This window comes from Rhizobium sp. M10 (genome assembly GCF_002531955.1).
GTDB lineage: Bacteria > Pseudomonadota > Alphaproteobacteria > Rhizobiales > Rhizobiaceae > Rhizobium > Rhizobium etli_C.
In genome coordinates, this window is sequence record NZ_NWTA01000022.1 from 64,033 (window position 1) to 80,208 (window position 16,176).

Genomic DNA, 16,176 nt, shown 5'->3' on the forward strand with positions numbered 1-16,176 from the left:
CCCGCAAATCTCGTGCAGCGCGACCGTCGGAGCTCGTCGTTTCGACGGCGGCAAATGGGGTCGAACTTGCCGCCGTCATGGCACGCCGCGCTTATGCCTGTGCCTTGCGGTAAGCTGCGGCGACAAGCCAGAGCGAGGAAAGCAGGAAATAGAAGGCGCCAAAGCCTGCATAGGGAACGATGTCAAGAATCGTCGGCGAAGCGGCGCCGAGAGACCGGCTGATCATGAAGGCGCCGGCGAGCGCCGATTGCGCGCCGCTGAGGATCATCACCCATTGGGCGCCGTAGATGCGCCAGCGCCTGACACCCGTATAGAGCTGCAAGAGCCCGGAAAGGATCGCCCATGCCCCGAAGACGGCGAGAACGGCATAGTTGCTTTTGCCGAGGGCGATGACGACGGCGAGCGTGGTGACGATGCTGACGACGACATTCAATGCCTGCGAAGGGTTGGCCTTGAGGCCGCCATTGACGCGGGCGTCGACCAGGTTGGCGGCGGCATCCCACAGAGGATAGATCAGCAGCAGAAAGGCGGCAGGGCCGGATTGCCCGCCCGAGAGAATGGCGGCGGCAATCCAGATCAGAGAGAATGCGGCGCGCGTGAAATAATAGGATCGCAGCCAGTTGGGCTGAGGGGAGGAATTGTTTTGCATCGGCAGGTCCTTCTTGATTTGCCTGCCTACTAGTAGGAAGGCAAAAACCTCGAGTCAATGCATCGCCCGAACACCTCATCGTGAGCAGGAGGAAGGCCGCGTGGGCTTGACAATATGCCTACCAAAAGGTAGGCGGCGTCATGAAATCAATGGCTTCCACCTCGGATAAAATTCTCGACGTCGCCCAGTCGCTCATCGTGGCGGGCGGCTATAACGGCTTCAGCTATGCCGACATCTCGGCCGCGATCGGCATCCGCAAGGCGAGCATCCACCACCATTTTCCTGCGAAGGCCGAGCTGGTCGCAGTGCTGGTGGACCGTTACGCCAAACAGGCGGAGACGGGTTTGCAGTCTTTGCGCGAGCAGGCCGCAAGCCCTGCCGATCAGCTGCAGTTCTACGTCAACTACTGGCGTACCTGCATCGAGAACGCCTCGCAGCCCTTCTGCATCTGCGCCATGCTTGCCAGCGAAATGCAGATGCTGCCCGATGAGGTGGCATCACGCGTTCGCGCCCATTTCCGAAATCTTGCGGCATGGCTGACCTCGGTGCTGCAGGCCGGCGTCGAGCAGAACCTGTTCCAGCTCGACAAGCGGCCGCAAGAGCACGCCCAGATGCTGATGGCCTCGGTTCATGGGGCCATGCTTTCGGCGAGGGCTCTGGGCGATCCCGGATTGTTCATCGCAGTGGTTGCACCTGAGATCACAAGGCTGCGGGCCGCATAACGATCTCCTTTCGCCAATCTCCTGTCCCAAGGTCCTTTGCCTGACGGTTGATGGATGCACGGCGCAGCGTTGCGGCGTGTCCTTCGAGGCTCCGGCCTTTGGCCTTCGCACTTCAGGATGAGGGGCATTGGAGGGGGCCGCGCCCAACTCATGTATCGCGAAATGCTGTTCCGTCACTCCCCAGCATCGCTAACCAGCGAATCCCGCACGATCGTATAATAGGCGGCAAGCTCCGGAATTTTTGCTGCCAGCGTGTCGAAAACAGGTTCGGATGACGCAAGCGTTCCGGCATACTTCGCCTCGATAAAATCCTCATGCGCGGCCAGCGCTTCGGCATCGGCCTTATGCACGACGGTATAGATCGGCGAGGGCACGGTGCGGCCCTTGACGATGATGCGGTCGAGTTCGATCACCGTGTAGTTGGCGGCGACCAGCCTTGCGGTTTCTTCGCCGAGCAGCAGCGCCACGCCGTAATTCTTCGAGGCGCCTTCGAGGCGCGAGGCGAGGTTGACGCTGTCGCCGAGGCAGGAATAGTCGAAGCGGCGGGTCGAGCCCATATTGCCGACGATGCATTCGCCGGTGTTGATGCCGACACCCATCTTCAAGATGTGCGGCTTGCGGCCGAGTGCGGCCGCCTCCTGCTCCAGCTGGCCATTCAGCCGCGAGATCGCCGCCTGCATGGCGAGTGAGGCGCGCACGGCGTGCAGCGCGTGGTCGGGATCGTCAAGCGGTGCATTCCAGAAGGCCATAATGCAGTCGCCCATATATTTGTCGATCGTGCCGCCATGATCCATCACCACGTCGGAGAGCGGCGTCAGCAGCCGGTTGATCAGGCCGGTCAGCTGCTCTGGATCGTCCTTCAGCGTCTCGGCGATGGTGGTGAAACCGCGCACGTCGGAAAATAGCACCGACAGTGTGCGCCGCTCGCCGCCGAGCTTCAGCTGCGAGGGATCGTTCGACAGGCGCCGGACGAGGTCGGGCGAGATATATTGGGCGAAGGCGCGGATGATCTGGCGTTTGTTGCGGCGCTCCTCGGCATAGTCGAAGGCGGCCTGGCCGAAGGCGACCGCGATATAGGCGACCGTCGGCCCGAGCGGCGAAACGAAGACATGGCCAAGCCGGATGCCGGCAAAGCTGACAGTCGCGAAGGCGAGGAGGGCGGCCGCGCTGGTCACGATCGTCAGCCATCCCGTCGAGCGCCAGACGGTGAAAGCGGCAAGCAGCACCGAGATCAGGATGCAGGCGGCGACCGCCAGCAGGCGCGCTTCGCGGATCGACAGGCCGTAGCGGATATTGTCGTAAATCGTCGCCTGGATTTCGACGCCGGAGACGAGCTTGCCGGTATGAACCGTATAGGGTGTCGCGAAGGCGTCGACGCCGCCCTTGTCGATTTCAGGCGCATTCTGCAGGCTGAGCCCGACGAGGACGACGCGGTCCTTGAAATAACCCGGCGGCAACAGATTCTGAGGATCGAGCGCCTGGTAGTATGAGACCGTGGGGTAGCTGCGGGCCGGGCCGAAGGACTGGATCAGCCGGCCGGCCGGCAGGATCTCCGCCTCCGCGCCCGAGGCCTTGGCCAGCATGGCGGCAAAGCCGTCCTCATAGCCCGGAATGCGGCGGAAGATGCCGTCGCCGCTGAGATCGATCGAGGCGATGCCGGTCACGGCACCGGCTTGCGTCAGCGCCGGCAGCGGCGTGGCGCGGATCAGCTGCGAGGCCTGTGGCGTCTCGATCAGCGTTTCGTCGCCGGCAAGTACGACATCGGGACCGACGGCCTTGGCGATCGCCGCGTCATTGCCGGGGTTGGAGGGCTCGGCCATGATGATGTCGAGGCCGATGACGCGGGCGCCGGCTGCACGCAGCTGGCTGATGAGCTCGGCATGCAGGCTGCGCGGCCAGGGCCATTGCGCGTTGATATCGGCGAGTGAGGGCTCGTCGATGGCGACGATGACGGGTCCGCCCTGCGGCGGACGCGGATCGTCGAACGTCGAGAGATAGTCGAAGCTTCTGAGCTCCAGCAGCGACCAGGCGGGCAGGCGCGATAGAAGCGAAATGGCGACCAGCACGGTCAGCGACAGCACCAGCAGCCGGAGGCGGCGGCGTCCGGCTTGGCCGCCGTTCAGTCCGGCCTGCCGACGGTTGTCCTGCGCACGCATCAGAAGCGGACTTTGAGGGTGCCCTTGAAGGCGCGGCCCCAGCCGGGCACGCCGGGCGTGATCTCGAACTCTTCGTCGAGCAGATTATAGGCGGCGGCCTCGAGCTCGATGCGCTTGTCGAAGGGTTCCCAGACGAGGTGGGCGTCGAGGCTCCAATAGTCGTCGAGCTTGGTGCCGAGATCGTCGCCGTCGCGCTCGCCGATGTAATTTGCCGCCACCGTCGCCTTGACCTTGGCCTCGTTGACCCAGGTCAGCGCGATCTGGCCGGAATTCTTCGGGATATAGGGGAGCGAGCCGCCGTAATTGAAGGTCCCCGGATCCTTGTTTTCGGAATCCATGTAGGCGTAGGTGGCCGAAAGACCGAAACCGTTGCCGAGCGCAACATTGGCGGTTACGGCGGCGCGGTCGATGCTGCCGCGCGAGAGCGGAAAGCTGTCGACGGCCGGGAGAGCGATCAGTGGCAGACCGATCGAAAAATCATGGAGCTCCTGATGCTGGTACTCCACCGTGGTGAAGAAACGATCGGTCCATTCGGCATCCCATTCGAAGGCCGCCGTATCGACGTAACCCTCAGTGCCGACGGAGAACTGGTTCGCCTGAAGGCCAAGGACGCCGATCGGCGCAAGCGTGGGAACGCCCGTGTCGGCGCTCTGGCGCATGAAAGCGGCGCGCAGCCAATGGTTCTGCGTCGGCGCCCAGGCAAGGCCGAAGCGTGGTTCGAGCCGGCTGACGTCAACGCCGTCGCCTTCCAGGCGCGTGCCGAAGAGCGCATATTCGCCCTTCAGGTTCGGTGTGATTTCGTGCAGGAGATCGACATAGGCGCGGCCGATATTGATGCGGGTCTCAACCTCCGTCGGTCCGTCGGTTACGCCGTCGACGAGCCCTGGAATGACATCCTCGAGATGGAAATAGGTCTCGCGCGACGCGTCGAGCCATCCGCCCTCGATACCGTAACGCCAGGTCAGTGATCCATCCCCGATACTGTGGCTGAGCGCGGCGATGTAGGCCTTCGAGTCATTCTCGTCGCTGGTTTGCAGGAAAGGCCTGATGTCCCGGCCGGGGCCGCCGAGAAGCGGCACGTCTGCCCAGTCGAATTGTATGTCGTTGGTGGTTTTCGCTTCGGTCTGCTGATAGAGCACAGCAGCGCTCAGGACGTTCTCATAGGCGAAGGTATGGCTCCAGCCGAGGCCGGCGCTGGTAAGTCGGGTGGTGTCTCGCCGAGTCGTGTAGAGCGGCAGTTCGTCCGGCGCCAGGGGCAAGCCGAAGAAGCGCAATACGGGGTTCAGCGCGTCCGAGAGCGAGGGGTCCGTCGACAGCGCATTCAACGTTCCATCATTGTTGGCATGATTGAAATAGGCCACGACGCGGTCATCCGGCGTCACCGTCGCCGTCAGATAGCCGTTGCCGCCGAGCAGCTTGTTGTCGGTCGCATATCCGCCGAAGTCGCGGTAGTCCCCATCGAGCGCCAGTTCTTCCCAGGTCAGATTGCCGTAAAAGCTGATCGGGATCGTCTCGTTGGAATAGCCTTGGATATCGGCTTCACCGATGCGTCTGGTATGGCCGTCGACGCTGTTGATGCCGCCGCCGAGCGAGCCTTCGATGAACGGTACGTCGAACAGCGTTGCCGAGCGCGAACGGCCCGACAGCATGTGCGGAGAAAGCAGCAGGCCCTGGATGAAGGACGAGTAGCTCGACGCGTTGCCGCGGTTCTGGATGACATTGTCATCGCTGAAGCTCGTCGCGTTGACGTAAGGGAAGATGCTACCCTTGATCGATTGGTCGATGTATCCGGTGCCTTTAAAGGGGTCGAAGGCGGCATCGCCGTAGTAGCGGCCCCAGGCATCCAGGCCCTGCAGGCGGAAGGCGTTGTTGAGCGTCGAACCGGCGCTCGCATTGGCGCCGAGCCCGCTGTAATCGCCGCCGCGGGCGCGGGAGCGACGCAGGTATTCCTGGGCGTTGCGGATCGCGCCGTCGGCGTCGTAATCGTCAATATCGACGGCGGTGCGAAAGGACGAGATAACCGGGTCGTTGTTGTCGAGCCGGTCGGCATTGTCGAGCGCCTGCTGCGACGGAATGCGGTCGCCTTTTTCATAATGGGCGGCGGCGAGCATCAGCTGGGATTGCGAATGCGCCGGGTTGGTGGTGCTGGCGGCGAGCAGGTCTTGCAGCGCCTCGTCGCGCTCGCCAGATTGCAAGTAGTAGCGGCCGCGGGCGAGCAGGGCGATGTCGAAGGACGGATCGAGCGCGATTGCCGTGTCGATCTCGCGTTTGGCTTCCTTCATCCGCCCTTGGTCGAGATAGAGGATTGCCAGGTTGGCGTGCAGCAGCGGGTCTTGCGGATCGAGCTCGATCGCCTTCTTGAAGGCCTTCTCCGCTTCGCCATTGGCATTGCGCGAACTCTGCAGCAGGCCGAGCGAATTCAGCGTGCTTGACCCACCGGGAGCAAGCTCGATGGCGCGATTGAGGTCGGCAAGCGCGCCGTTGATGTCGCTCTCATAGACCGCCTTGTAACTCGCCCGGGCGGAGAGCGCCATCGGGTGATCAGGGTCGAGCGCCAGCGAGCGTTCTATCGCTTGCATCATCTGCTCGCGGTCATCGGTGAGCTGGGCCAGCTGGGCGCGGACCGCCGGGAGGGTCGGATCGTCGGGATAGCGCTGTTCCGCTTTCTTGATGATTTCGATCGCGGCACGCGGGTTCTCGAGAAAGCCTGTCGTATAGGCCTGCATGATCGCGCCATAGGGGCCGGAGGTGGTGGCCGGCGCCGGCTCGGCATGCTTGGGATCGGCCAGCGAACGGGCAAAATAGCCGCCATATTGCGCCATGTTGCGGCGGGTCGGATCGAGATGCGGCAGGGCCTTCCGGAAGAGCCTGGCGGCGTCGCCGTAGCGCTTCTCCGCGCCGGCGATGGTGGCGTCGATCAGGTCGACGCGGGCCTGCTGGGCTGCCGTCAGCTTGCGGCCGCGGATATTCTGCAAGGTTGCAGCCGCAGCCTGGCGGCCGTCGAAGGCGCTCTGCACTTCGGCAAGTTCCAGCCAGTCCTCGGTCGTGCGCCGCTCCGGCGGCAGCGCCAGCAGGCGGCGGCGCTCGGTGGCCATACGGTCGGCCCGCAGCGGCGACGTCGGCATCAGGTCGAAGCCGTCGCGCAGGTCGAGATAGAAGAGCATCTGTTCCCGGTCGTCGGGATTGACGCTGATGATCTTGGTCGGCGCCTGGCCGATGGTGGCGACCGCCCCTTCGCCCTCGCTCACCTCGACGCTGCCCTGCGGGTTGGAGAGCGCCACGCGGCCTTCGAGTACGATCATCGAGGTTTTGGCGCCGTCGACGGTCATCGTCCAGTCGGTGCCGCGGATGGCGGCTGCGGCGGCCGGGGTTTCGACCGTCAGGTCCTGGCCGCCGCGCTGGGCGCGGGCCCAGATGGTGCCGGCCTGAAGCTCGAGCACCGTATCGCCGCTTGCGGCCATCTTCTTGACCTGCAGCGAGGAATTGCGGCCGAGGCGGACCTGGGTGTGATCGGAAAAGACGATGGCGAGCTGGCCGTTGGCATTGGTGCGCAGCACGTCGCCGGTCAGAAGATCCTGGTTGATGTCGACGATGCGCCAGTCCGACACGTCGATGAAGCGGACCTCCTCGCCGGTCTTGCGGGCGATGACGGAGCCGGCGACCGGGGTTGCACGCTGAATGGGATCGGCCATCGCCGGCAGCCCGAAACCGGGCACGGCAAACGCCAGCGCCACCCCAATGCGACAGATGTTACTGGAATAACCCCGCATGACCTCGACCCCAACCCCGCTTCCCCTTTGTCTTTGCAGAGTGGAAAAGTCAAGCGCGTTGCACACGTGTTCTTGCTTTCGTCGCGAAGTGTAATATCAGGGAAACACTTTAGGGATGGAGTATTCAGGTGAGCGAATTCGAAAATGTCACGGAGGTTATGCTGAGCAGGCCGTCGAGCGGAGATGTCAGCACCGAGTATTTTGACCACATCAAGAAAATCAACGACATATTTTATGATCAGATAAAGATATCCGACCAGAAGGCCGCCTATATCTTTACTTTCATGCTCGCCTTTTTGGTCAGCTCCAGCGATGTGAGGGCAGTCTTCAGCCTGGCCCGTTATGTCGGTGGCGCGCCGGGAAGCATTCTGTTCTCGGGCCTGCTTGCCGCAGCCTCGGTCTTCTCCATCCTCTCGGCCATTCTCGTCGTGCTGCCCCGTCGTCTGGGCACGTCGACCTCGCTCTTCTGGGGCGCCTGGCCCAAGCACCGCGACCTGTTCTTCGAGGCGGCGCTGCGGCGCGACGAGCGCTATCTTTTCGATCAGTATCTCGAAAACGCCGAAATTCTTTCCTGCATCGCCCGCAGCAAATACCGCTGCGTCACCTTCGCCTTTCGCGGGTTGATGGTGAGCGTCATTGCCTATGTGCTGCTGTTGGCGGCAGGCTGAGCGCAAGCGAAGGCAAGAATGCGGGGCGCGCGCTGAGACGCGCGCCCCGCTCATTCAATCCTCGACTTCGATAACGAGCTCGATCTCGACCGGCATGCCGAGGGGCAGGCTGGCGACGCCGAGGACGACGCGGCCGGAGAGCTTTTCCTCGCCGAAGACCGCAAGCAGCAACTCGGACGCGCCGTCGGCGACCCTGGGGTGGTCGCGGAAATCGCCCTCGGTGGCGATATAGACGCCGAGCTTCACGACCCTCACGACGCTGTCCAGCGAGCCGAGATAATCCCTGGCGGCGGAAAGCGCGCTCAGCGTCGCCGTCTCGGCTGCCTTGCGACCGTCTTCCGATGTCAGCGCGCCGCCGACACGGCCGATATAGCGGGGCTCGTGGCCGACAACCGGCAGCATGCCGCTGAAGAAGACCAGATCGCCTGTTCTCGTCGCCTCGACATAGGCCCCAAAGGGTGTCGGCGGCGGGGGAAGGATGATGCCGAGTTCCTGCAGCCGCCGTTCCGCGCCGGCTGCCTGCGCTTTCTCATGGTTTACCATTTGCCCAGATGTGCGCCGCCATCGACGTGCAGCACCTCCCCGGTGACGCGCGGAGCTTCAGTGAGGAAGACCACCGCGTCGACGATTTCATCGACATTCGAAATGCCTGTCATCGGCGACAGCGTCCTCAGGAACTCCTTCGGATTGTCCTTGTGAAGGGGCGTGTCGACGACGCCGGGGGCGACCGTGTTGACGCGGATTCCCTCGCTTGCATATTCCATCGCAAGGTTCTTCGAAATCGCGTCGATGCCGCCCTTGGTCATCATCGCCACGGAAGCGGGCATGCCGGCGATCGGATGGTCGATCAGCGGGGTGGTGATGCTGACGACGCTGCCGCCCGTCTTCTGGGCGAGCATCTGCCTGATGACCCGCTGCGTCAGGTGCAGGAAGCCTTCGAGATTGGTCGACGAGAGCTTACGGAAGTCGGTCATCGTGTAATCGACGAACGGCTTGGTGAAGAAGATGCCGGCATTATTGACGAGCGCGTCGATCGAACCGAACCGGTCGATTGCGGTTTTGGCGACGCGGGCCGCTGTTTCGGGATCGCCGATGTCGCCGTCGACCAGAGCCAGCCTGTCGGAAGCCTGGAAGGCATCCGAAGCGCTGACCTGACGCGAGGTGGCAACAACGTTGTAGCCGCGCTCGACGAAGGCGTTGACGAGCCCTGCTCCGATACCCTGGGAGGCGCCCGTGACGATGACAGTCCTTTGCTTGGTCATGTTGAACTCCATAATCTGGTTCGGGCAACGCAGGCCTGGCAAGGTGGGTCGCTCGAGATGGGGCCGCCGCGATCGCGCCGCCATCGGGTTGTTGGTTGTTTTCGCAAGGTGAATATGGCGAAAACGTCATTGCTCGATTAGATGGAAATATCTGGATTCTCTTTTGCATCAGTGCAAAAATGCCGGCATGGCCGATCTCAACGACATCGCCGTCTTCGTGAAGGTGGCGCAATATGGCAGCTTCAGCCGCGCCGCCCATTCGCTCGGCATGCCTGTTTCGACCGTCAGTCGGAAGGTGACGTCGCTCGAAGAGCAGCTCGGCGTGACGCTGATCCAGCGCACAACCCGCAAGCTCAGCCTCACCGCGCAGGGCCGGGCCTATTACGACAGGTGCAGCGAGCCGCTTGCTCATCTCATCGACGCCGAGCAGGCGCTGACTGAAGCGCAGAGAAAGCCGGAAGGCCTGCTGAAGATCTCGGTGCCGGTTATCTTGGGCCAAGAGGTCTTCTACGAATTCATCTCCGATTTCCTGAAGACCTATCCCGAGATCCAAGTCGATCTTTTCGTCACTAACCTGTTCCTTGATCTGGTCGCGGAGAATATCGATCTCGGCATCCGCTTCGGCGACCTCAAGGATTCCACCATCGTCGCGCAGCGGCTCGGCAAGAGCGTGCGCTATCTGGTCGCCGCCCCGGATTATCTGAAGGAGAGGGCGCTTCCCACAAAGCCCGAAGACCTCAAGGACCATCGGTGCGTGCTCCTGAACGGGCGCAACGGCGAAGCGGATTGGCATCTCGTCAGCGGCCGCAAATCGGCCGACGTGCGCGTGTCGGGGCCGGCATCGAGCCGCGATTTCGATGCGGTCAGCGCCTTCACCTATCGTGGCCACGGCATTGGTCTCCTGCCTTCGACCTATTGCGACGAGCAGATCCGAGGAGGCGCGCTCATCCGCCTGCTACCGGACTGGTCGTCGCCGGAAATCTTCGTGCACGCCGTCTATCCCACGCGCCGCTTCCTGCCCCTGCGCCTGCAGGTCTTCCTCGACGCGCTGAAGGCATGGAAAAGTCCTTTGTGGCTGCCGTTGCATTGAGGGGTGCCATCACCGAAAATTGAAGCGGCCCGCGCGGCGGCGCGTTCGGCGGCGGCCAAGCTGTGCTAGAGTCGCCCGGCGTGGGAATGTCGCGGGGATCTGCCGATGCTGACGTCACTTGCGGTGCTCATGGGTCTTTCCGGTGTCGTGCCGACGGCGCAGGCTGCGGCAAACGAGGTCGACGTGACGCTGGTGCTTGCCGTCGACACCTCGCGGTCGATGGATTTCGAAGAGATCGGCATCCAGCGCGACGGTTATGTCGAGGCGCTGAAACACAAGGAATTCATCGATGCGGTGAAGGGCGGGCTCACCGGCCGCATCGCCATCAGCTATTTTGAATGGGCGGGCTATGTCGTCCAGGGTTCGGTGATCGACTGGCAGGTGATCGCGACGGAGCAGGATGCGATCGCCTTTGCCGACAAGGTCGACGCCCGGCCGATCGGCACGCAGCGGCGCACCTCGATCTCCACCGCGATCGCCCAGGGCGTCAGCATGATCATCTCCAGCCCCTTCCGGGGCAGGCGGGAGGTGATTGATGTCTCCGGCGACGGTCCGAACAATTCCGGCAATCCCGTCACGCCCGTCCGCGACAAGGCGGTGGCATCAGGCATGGTCATCAACGGCCTCGCCCTCATGCTGCGGCCTTCCGATGCGCCCGACGGGCTCGACAAATATTATGCCGACTGCGTCATCGGCGGCCCCGGCGCCTTCGTGCTGCCGGTCCGCAAGATCGAGGACTTCGCCGTCGCCGTGCGCCGCAAGCTGGTGATGGAGATCAGCGGCTTGTCTCCGCCGGCGACGGTACAGCCGATCGCCGGCGCGGAGCCGGCAACGGACTGCTTGATCGGAGAGAAGCAGTGGCGGGATATGTTTGACCGGTAAGAGAGGCGGCAGGCGTTGCCGCCGCCTCGATGCGGAGGTTTACGCCGCGAGAGCGGCGCGCGTTTTGCCGATCATGAGCGCGGCTCGGGCCGCCTCGCGGCCCTTCTCGACGAAGTGCGCGCGGTAGATCTGCGTGTGATGCTCGGTTTCCTGGTAATTGTGCGGGGTCAGCGAAACCGACAGAACCGGAACGCCGGTATCCATGCCGGCGCGCATCAGGCCATCGACGACGGCCTGGGCGACGAATTCGTGACGGTAGATCCCGCCATCGACGACGAAGGCGGCGGCGATGACGGCGCCGTAGCGCCCGGTCGCCGCAAGATCGCGCGACAGCAGCGGCATTTCGAATGCGCCGGGAACGTCGAACACATCGATCTGCTCAGCTGGAATGAGCTGCTGGAAACCTTCGAGCGCACGGTCGACGATATCGGCGTGCCAGCCGGCTTTGACGAAGGCATAACGGGTGGGTGTCATGGTAATCTCCTTTGGCGTACAGACACGTCACCCAAGGCGATCACGAACGTTCACCGGCTGCCGGTAAGGGCAGCAGGAACGCGCGTTCTCTTTCATCCGGACTATGACCGTCGGCTCAGGCATCTCACCTGATCTGCTGACCCTTCGTTAAGAAGGCGCTCGCGGGCTCGCAATCGAAACTGCATACCGCCGGTAGGGACTTCCACCCCGCCCTGAGAACGGCGCGGACAATAGGGGCAAGGCGGCGGGCTGGCAATAGGGGAATTGGTTTGGTGGTGGGGTGGCTTCGAGGCTTCGCCCTTTCGGGCTGCGCGTCTCAGCATGAAGACGTTGGGGTATGCAAGGCTGATGAGGCTGGAAGTGGAGTGAGCACGCCTCTCCGGCCTCCCTCATCCCTGTGGCCTCAGGCTTCGCCCGAGGGATGTCACAGGGATCCAGTGCGCCCAAGTCCTTGGGCGCGAGAGACTCGCCTCCTGTCAATGGAGTCAATCACGGCGCGGACGCGCCGTGGCTGGATTCCTGTGACATCCCTCGGGTCAAAGCCCGAGGACAGGAATGACGGAGGAGAGGTGGTGCCCGCTACACACCTCAGCATGAGGAGCGTTTGGCGGGTGCCGCACCCGTCAATGAGGGCCGGCGAATAGGAGGAGGACACGCATTGTCCGATCGCCCTTGCTGCGCGTGCACTCGCGCCTACATGCTTCCATGAGCACACTCACGCCGAAACAGCATGACGCGCCGTCCCGCATGAGGCGGGGCTGGCCGTGACCATCATGGGAGGGAGGCATGCCAGAGTCTTTTGTCGTGCGCCGTGAGGCGCATATTGCGGCGCCGCCGGCTGCGGTGTTTGCGCTGATGACGGATCCGGAGAAGATTTTGCGATGGATGGGAACGGAGGCCGAGATCGAGCCGGAGCCGGGCGGGCTCTATCTCGTCAATGTCACCGGCGCCCGCTTTGCGCGAGGCTCGTTTCGCGAGGTCGTGCCGGTGCATCGGCTTGCCTACAGCTTCGGATGGGATGGCAGCGAGGCCGTGCCGCCGGGCTCCAGCCTGGTCGAGATCGACCTGATCGAGCAGCCGGATGGGACGTTGCTCCGACTCACCCATAGCGGCCTGCCGAGCGAGGAGCAGTGCGCCGGCCATGCCGAGGGCTGGGAGCATTATCTCGGGCGGCTCACCGCGGTCGCCGCCGGGCGCGATCCGGGACCGGATCCTTTTTACGGCAGGACATGAACGATTTTTCGCGGGCGCGGGGCGCTTCTCAAGCGCTTGCCGCTGCGGGAAAAACGGCCGGCGGGCACTCCGACCGGCGGTCAAAAAGCAAGGTTTTTTCACCTGCAAACATGAATGCCCGGTTCATCTCCAGTTCAATTTGGCGGCCCTAAAGTGGGTACGGCTGGATGAAATGGAGTTTTCGATGAAGGCACTATCTATCGCGGCTGCCTTGCTCGCTGGCAGCCTTTCGATCGGCTCTGCGCAGGCGATGCCGATGGGGACAATCAATGTCGAGAGCAAGGTCACAAGCGATGCCACAAAGGGCGATGCCACAAAGGGCGATGTCACGAAGGTCGACTACGCCTGCGGCCGCGGCTGGCACCTGAACCGCTGGGGCGAATGCCGCCGCAACTGGCGACGCCCGCCGCCGGTGGCTTTCTATGGTGGTCCGCCCCGCTGGGGCTGGGAGCGCCGCCACCGCGACTGGGATGGCCCGCGCTGGCGCCATGAACGCCGCTGGGATCGCGAACGCCGCTGGCGGGACGACTACTAAAAACCTCGGCATGAGGCTGACGGACGAAGGCCGGCGCGATATTTCGCCCGGCCTTTTCTTATGGAAACTGTAATTGCGCTCAGGTCAGATCCGGCTAACCAGCCAGTGCTTGCCGTCGATCAGCTCTTCGAGTTCGGCCGGATCCTTGACGCCGAACTCAAACCATTCGACGAGTTCCTTCGCCTTCAGACGGCTTTCGTCCGCCGTAAACTCGATTCCATAGCGCGCGCACCAGCGCCGCAGGATCGACGTCAGCAGCGTCATGTCATTTCCGTCCAGCGGATCTTTCGGCCAGAATGTCGTGCCCATCGCAACCCCTCAATCGCGGATGATGACCCGACATTATAGTGGAATCAAAGCAGCGCAAGTTTAAAGTGTTATTTTTCTGCTTTCCACCGGCGTGTCGGATTTTCGACACTGTTTTTGGCAAGAGCCGCCGGCGCGGAACCGTCTGCTTGCGGACGCCTCCGGGCGATGTCATCCTGAGCCATGGATCTGCCTTCCTCCCTTGCCTGGCTGGTTGACGAGGCCGCTGCCTCGCCCGGTCCCGAACGGTTCCTGGCCGAGCTCGGACGCCGGCTGCTTTGCGATGGTCTGCCGCTAGCCGGCGGCGCGCTGACGCTTTCGGTGCCGCATCCGATCATCGCGCGGCGCACCTGGCTGTGGCGGGCGGAGACCGGGGCCGTTATCGAGGCGCTCGCTTTCGCTGCGGCTCCGCCCGTCGAGGCCGGCCGCGAGTGGCTGGCCGGGCTCGGGCCGGTATGGGAGCAGCAGATCGGCCCTTCACAGGACAGCCCGGTGCTTGGCTGGGCGGGCATCGGCAATGGAGCAGGGGTGGACGCTTTCGGCGCGGCCGAGGCGGACCGTCTGCGCGAGGTGGCGCGGTTTGCCGCTGCGCCGCTTGCCGCACTCGCGGCGCGAGAGGCGCGGGCAGCCCTGCTCGAGGCCTATCTCGGCCGGCGCAGCGCGGCGCGGGTGCAGGCCGGGGCACTTGCCCGCGGCAGCGGAGAAACCATCCGCGCAGCGCTTCTCTGCGCCGACCTGCGTGACTTCACCGCACTCTCCGAGGTGACGGAGCCGCACGCCATGATCGCAACGCTCGATGCCTGGTTCGACCGCGTCGCCGGCGCCGTGCACGCCTTCGGCGGCGAGGTGCTGAAATTCATCGGCGACGGTGTGCTGGCGATCTTCCCCGTCACGCCTGCGGCGGATAAGGCTCAAGGGGACCGCGATGCCTGCGAGGCGGCGCTGCGGGCCATCGCCGCCAGCCGCGCCGGCATGGTCCATCTCGACCAGGTTCGCCAGGGGCAGGGGCTGGCGCCGCTGCCTTTCGGCGCCGCGCTGCATTTCGGCGAAATCCTGTGGGGCAATATCGGTGCGGCCGACCGGCTGGATTTCACCGCCATCGGCCCAGCCGTCAATCTCGTCAGCCGGCTCGAGGGGCTCTGCAAGCCACTCGGCCGCAGCGTGCTGATCTCCGGGGCGGTGGCGGCGAACACGACAGCGGCGCTCGTGCCGCTCGGAGAGCACGCCTTGCGTGGCATCGCCGATCCTTGCGCGGTCTTTACCCTGCCTGAGAATTGACCTCAGCGCTGATGCTGCCGAAATCCGCAGATGCGGGGTTACTCCCAGCCGCGGCTTTCTCCGCTTCGTAAAACTCCGGCAAGAATCATGATTGTGAAACTCCTCTTTTTTGGCTAAAGCCTGTGCGCACATCGAATGGGGGCAAACATGACTCGATATATGCGCAAATTTCTCTCCGTGCTGGGGGCGTCTGCAATGCTTTTCGCCGGAGTCGCTCAGGCCGAGGACAAGAAGGTCTCGATCGTCGATGATCGCAGCGTCATCGTAGATGATCGCGGCGTGACCGTCGAAGTCCCGGCGCAGCCGAAGCGCATTGCCTCGATTTCCTATTTCGCCGATGACGTCGCGCTCGCGCTCGGCATCAAGCCGGTCGCCAGCACCTATATGACGGCAGGCCGCGAGCCGAGCTTCCTGCTCGGCCTGACCGCCGGGATGAAGCAGATCGGCCAGCGCGCCAAGCCCAATCTCGAGCTTCTCTCCGAAGCCAAGCCGGATCTGATCATCGCGATCCGCCGCTATACGGTCGGCAATGCGGCGCAGCTGCAGAACATCGCGCCTTACGTCGCCTATAATATGGAGCTGCTCGAAGAGAGCTACGGCGAGACCGCCGCCCTTTCCAAGCTGCTCGGCAAGCCCGAGCGCGGCGAGCAGCTGAACGCCGATTTCCGCAAGCATCTGGCGGAATTCGCCGCCAAGGCGCCGAAGGACAAGCATCCGCGCTTCCTGATCATGTGGGGCGGCGCGACACCTTTCGCCTTCCACACGGAAAACACCTCGGCCTCGATCGTCGCTGCGATCGGCGGCGACAATGTTCCCGGCCCGAAGACCCCGGGCGGCGAGTTCGGCATCGACCTCAGCCTCGAAACCATGTTGGAGAAGGACCCGGAGGTGATCTTCGTCTACGATTCCGGCCCGGATCGCCCGCATGAAGGCAATCCGATCTGGTCGCAGCTGTCGGCGGTCAAGAACAACCGGGTCTTCTATGTCGGCGACCAGTGGGTCGAGACCAATGGCCCGATCGCCCGCGAAATCGTGCTGCGCGAGGCCGCGCACTACCTCTATCCCGACACGTTCCCGGCCGTCGACGTCAAGGCGGAAGCCGCCAAGCTGATCCCGGCCGAACTGCAGAACTAAGCCGGGGACAAGACCGG

Annotated in this window: 15 protein-coding genes and 1 riboswitch; of the genes, 8 read left to right on the plus strand and 7 right to left on the minus strand. The window is 63.6% G+C overall.

Going from position 1 to position 16,176, the window contains the following annotated elements:
• Positions 1-91 precede the first annotated feature (91 nt).
• Positions 92-649, minus strand: coding sequence for a DUF308 domain-containing protein (locus CO671_RS26320; RefSeq protein WP_097608388.1), 558 nt, complete (start codon positions 647-649; stop codon positions 92-94).
• Between the two features lie 140 nt (positions 650-789).
• Between CO671_RS26320 and CO671_RS26325 the strand changes: the two genes are divergently transcribed.
• Positions 790-1,371, plus strand: a complete 582-nt coding sequence (locus tag CO671_RS26325) for a TetR/AcrR family transcriptional regulator (protein ID WP_097608389.1) — start codon at positions 790-792, stop codon at positions 1,369-1,371.
• 173 nt (positions 1,372-1,544) lie between these two features.
• On the opposite strand, the gene CO671_RS26330 is transcribed toward CO671_RS26325, so the two are convergent.
• Together CO671_RS26330 and CO671_RS26335 are read right to left on the minus strand one after the other, a co-directional pair.
• Positions 1,545-3,527, minus strand: coding sequence for an adenylate/guanylate cyclase domain-containing protein (locus tag CO671_RS26330; protein WP_097608390.1), 1,983 nt, complete (start codon positions 3,525-3,527; stop codon positions 1,545-1,547).
• Positions 3,527-7,297 carry a FecR domain-containing protein gene (locus tag CO671_RS26335; protein ID WP_097608391.1) on the minus strand — a complete coding sequence of 1,257 codons (3,771 nt, stop codon included), beginning with the start codon at positions 7,295-7,297 and terminating at the stop codon, positions 3,527-3,529. The genes CO671_RS26330 and CO671_RS26335 overlap by 1 nt, the downstream gene beginning before the upstream one ends.
• 128 nt (positions 7,298-7,425) lie before the next feature.
• On the opposite strand from CO671_RS26335, the gene CO671_RS26340 reads away from it, so the two are divergent.
• Positions 7,426-7,965, plus strand: coding sequence for a Pycsar system effector family protein (locus CO671_RS26340; RefSeq protein WP_010026513.1), 540 nt, complete (start codon positions 7,426-7,428; stop codon positions 7,963-7,965).
• A gap of 54 nt (positions 7,966-8,019) precedes the next feature.
• Here the strand turns inward: CO671_RS26340 and CO671_RS26345 are convergent, their stop codons facing one another.
• Together CO671_RS26345 and CO671_RS26350 are read right to left on the minus strand one after the other, a co-directional pair.
• Positions 8,020-8,508, minus strand: a complete 489-nt coding sequence (locus CO671_RS26345; RefSeq protein WP_097608392.1) for a RidA family protein — start codon at positions 8,506-8,508, stop codon at positions 8,020-8,022.
• The gene (locus tag CO671_RS26350) at positions 8,502-9,227 is read right to left on the minus strand and encodes an SDR family oxidoreductase (protein ID WP_010029620.1); all 726 of its coding nucleotides are present in this window, start codon (positions 9,225-9,227) and stop codon (positions 8,502-8,504) included. Before CO671_RS26350 ends, CO671_RS26345 begins: the two co-directional genes overlap by 7 nt.
• A 187-nt stretch (positions 9,228-9,414) precedes the next feature.
• Between CO671_RS26350 and CO671_RS26355 the strand changes: the two genes are divergently transcribed.
• Complete coding sequence (locus CO671_RS26355; protein ID WP_097608436.1) at positions 9,415-10,317, plus strand: LysR family transcriptional regulator; 903 nt, start codon at positions 9,415-9,417, stop codon at positions 10,315-10,317.
• Positions 10,318-10,422: 105 nt separating this feature from the next.
• Entirely contained in the window at positions 10,423-11,199 is a 777-nt protein-coding gene (locus CO671_RS26360; RefSeq protein WP_097608393.1) for a DUF1194 domain-containing protein, read from the plus strand.
• Between the two features lie 39 nt (positions 11,200-11,238).
• Here the strand turns inward: CO671_RS26360 and CO671_RS26365 are convergent, their stop codons facing one another.
• The gene (locus tag CO671_RS26365; RefSeq protein ID WP_097608394.1) at positions 11,239-11,673 is read right to left on the minus strand and encodes a 6,7-dimethyl-8-ribityllumazine synthase; all 435 of its coding nucleotides are present in this window, start codon (positions 11,671-11,673) and stop codon (positions 11,239-11,241) included.
• Positions 11,674-11,753: 80 nt separating this feature from the next.
• Positions 11,754-11,897, minus strand: a riboswitch (FMN riboswitch).
• A 562-nt stretch (positions 11,898-12,459) separates the two neighbouring features.
• On the opposite strand from CO671_RS26365, the gene CO671_RS26370 reads away from it, so the two are divergent.
• Together CO671_RS26370 and CO671_RS26375 are read left to right on the plus strand one after the other, a co-directional pair.
• Positions 12,460-12,906: an SRPBCC family protein gene (locus CO671_RS26370; RefSeq protein ID WP_097608395.1), complete on the plus strand. Its 447-nt coding sequence runs from the start codon at positions 12,460-12,462 to the stop codon at positions 12,904-12,906.
• A gap of 184 nt (positions 12,907-13,090) precedes the next feature.
• A complete protein-coding gene (locus tag CO671_RS26375) occupies positions 13,091-13,441 on the plus strand; it encodes a hypothetical protein (RefSeq protein ID WP_097608437.1) in 351 nt (116 codons plus the stop codon).
• Between the two features lie 84 nt (positions 13,442-13,525).
• Here CO671_RS26375 and CO671_RS26380 read toward each other — a convergent pair whose 3' ends face one another.
• Positions 13,526-13,750, minus strand: coding sequence for a hypothetical protein (locus CO671_RS26380; RefSeq protein ID WP_010004126.1), 225 nt, complete (start codon positions 13,748-13,750; stop codon positions 13,526-13,528).
• A 180-nt stretch (positions 13,751-13,930) separates the two neighbouring features.
• Between CO671_RS26380 and CO671_RS26385 the strand changes: the two genes are divergently transcribed.
• A complete protein-coding gene (locus tag CO671_RS26385) occupies positions 13,931-15,025 on the plus strand; it encodes an adenylate/guanylate cyclase domain-containing protein (RefSeq protein ID WP_097608396.1) in 1,095 nt (364 codons plus the stop codon).
• A 147-nt stretch (positions 15,026-15,172) separates the two neighbouring features.
• The gene (locus CO671_RS26390) at positions 15,173-16,159 is read left to right on the plus strand and encodes an ABC transporter substrate-binding protein (RefSeq protein WP_097608397.1); all 987 of its coding nucleotides are present in this window, start codon (positions 15,173-15,175) and stop codon (positions 16,157-16,159) included.
• Positions 16,160-16,176 lie beyond the last annotated feature (17 nt).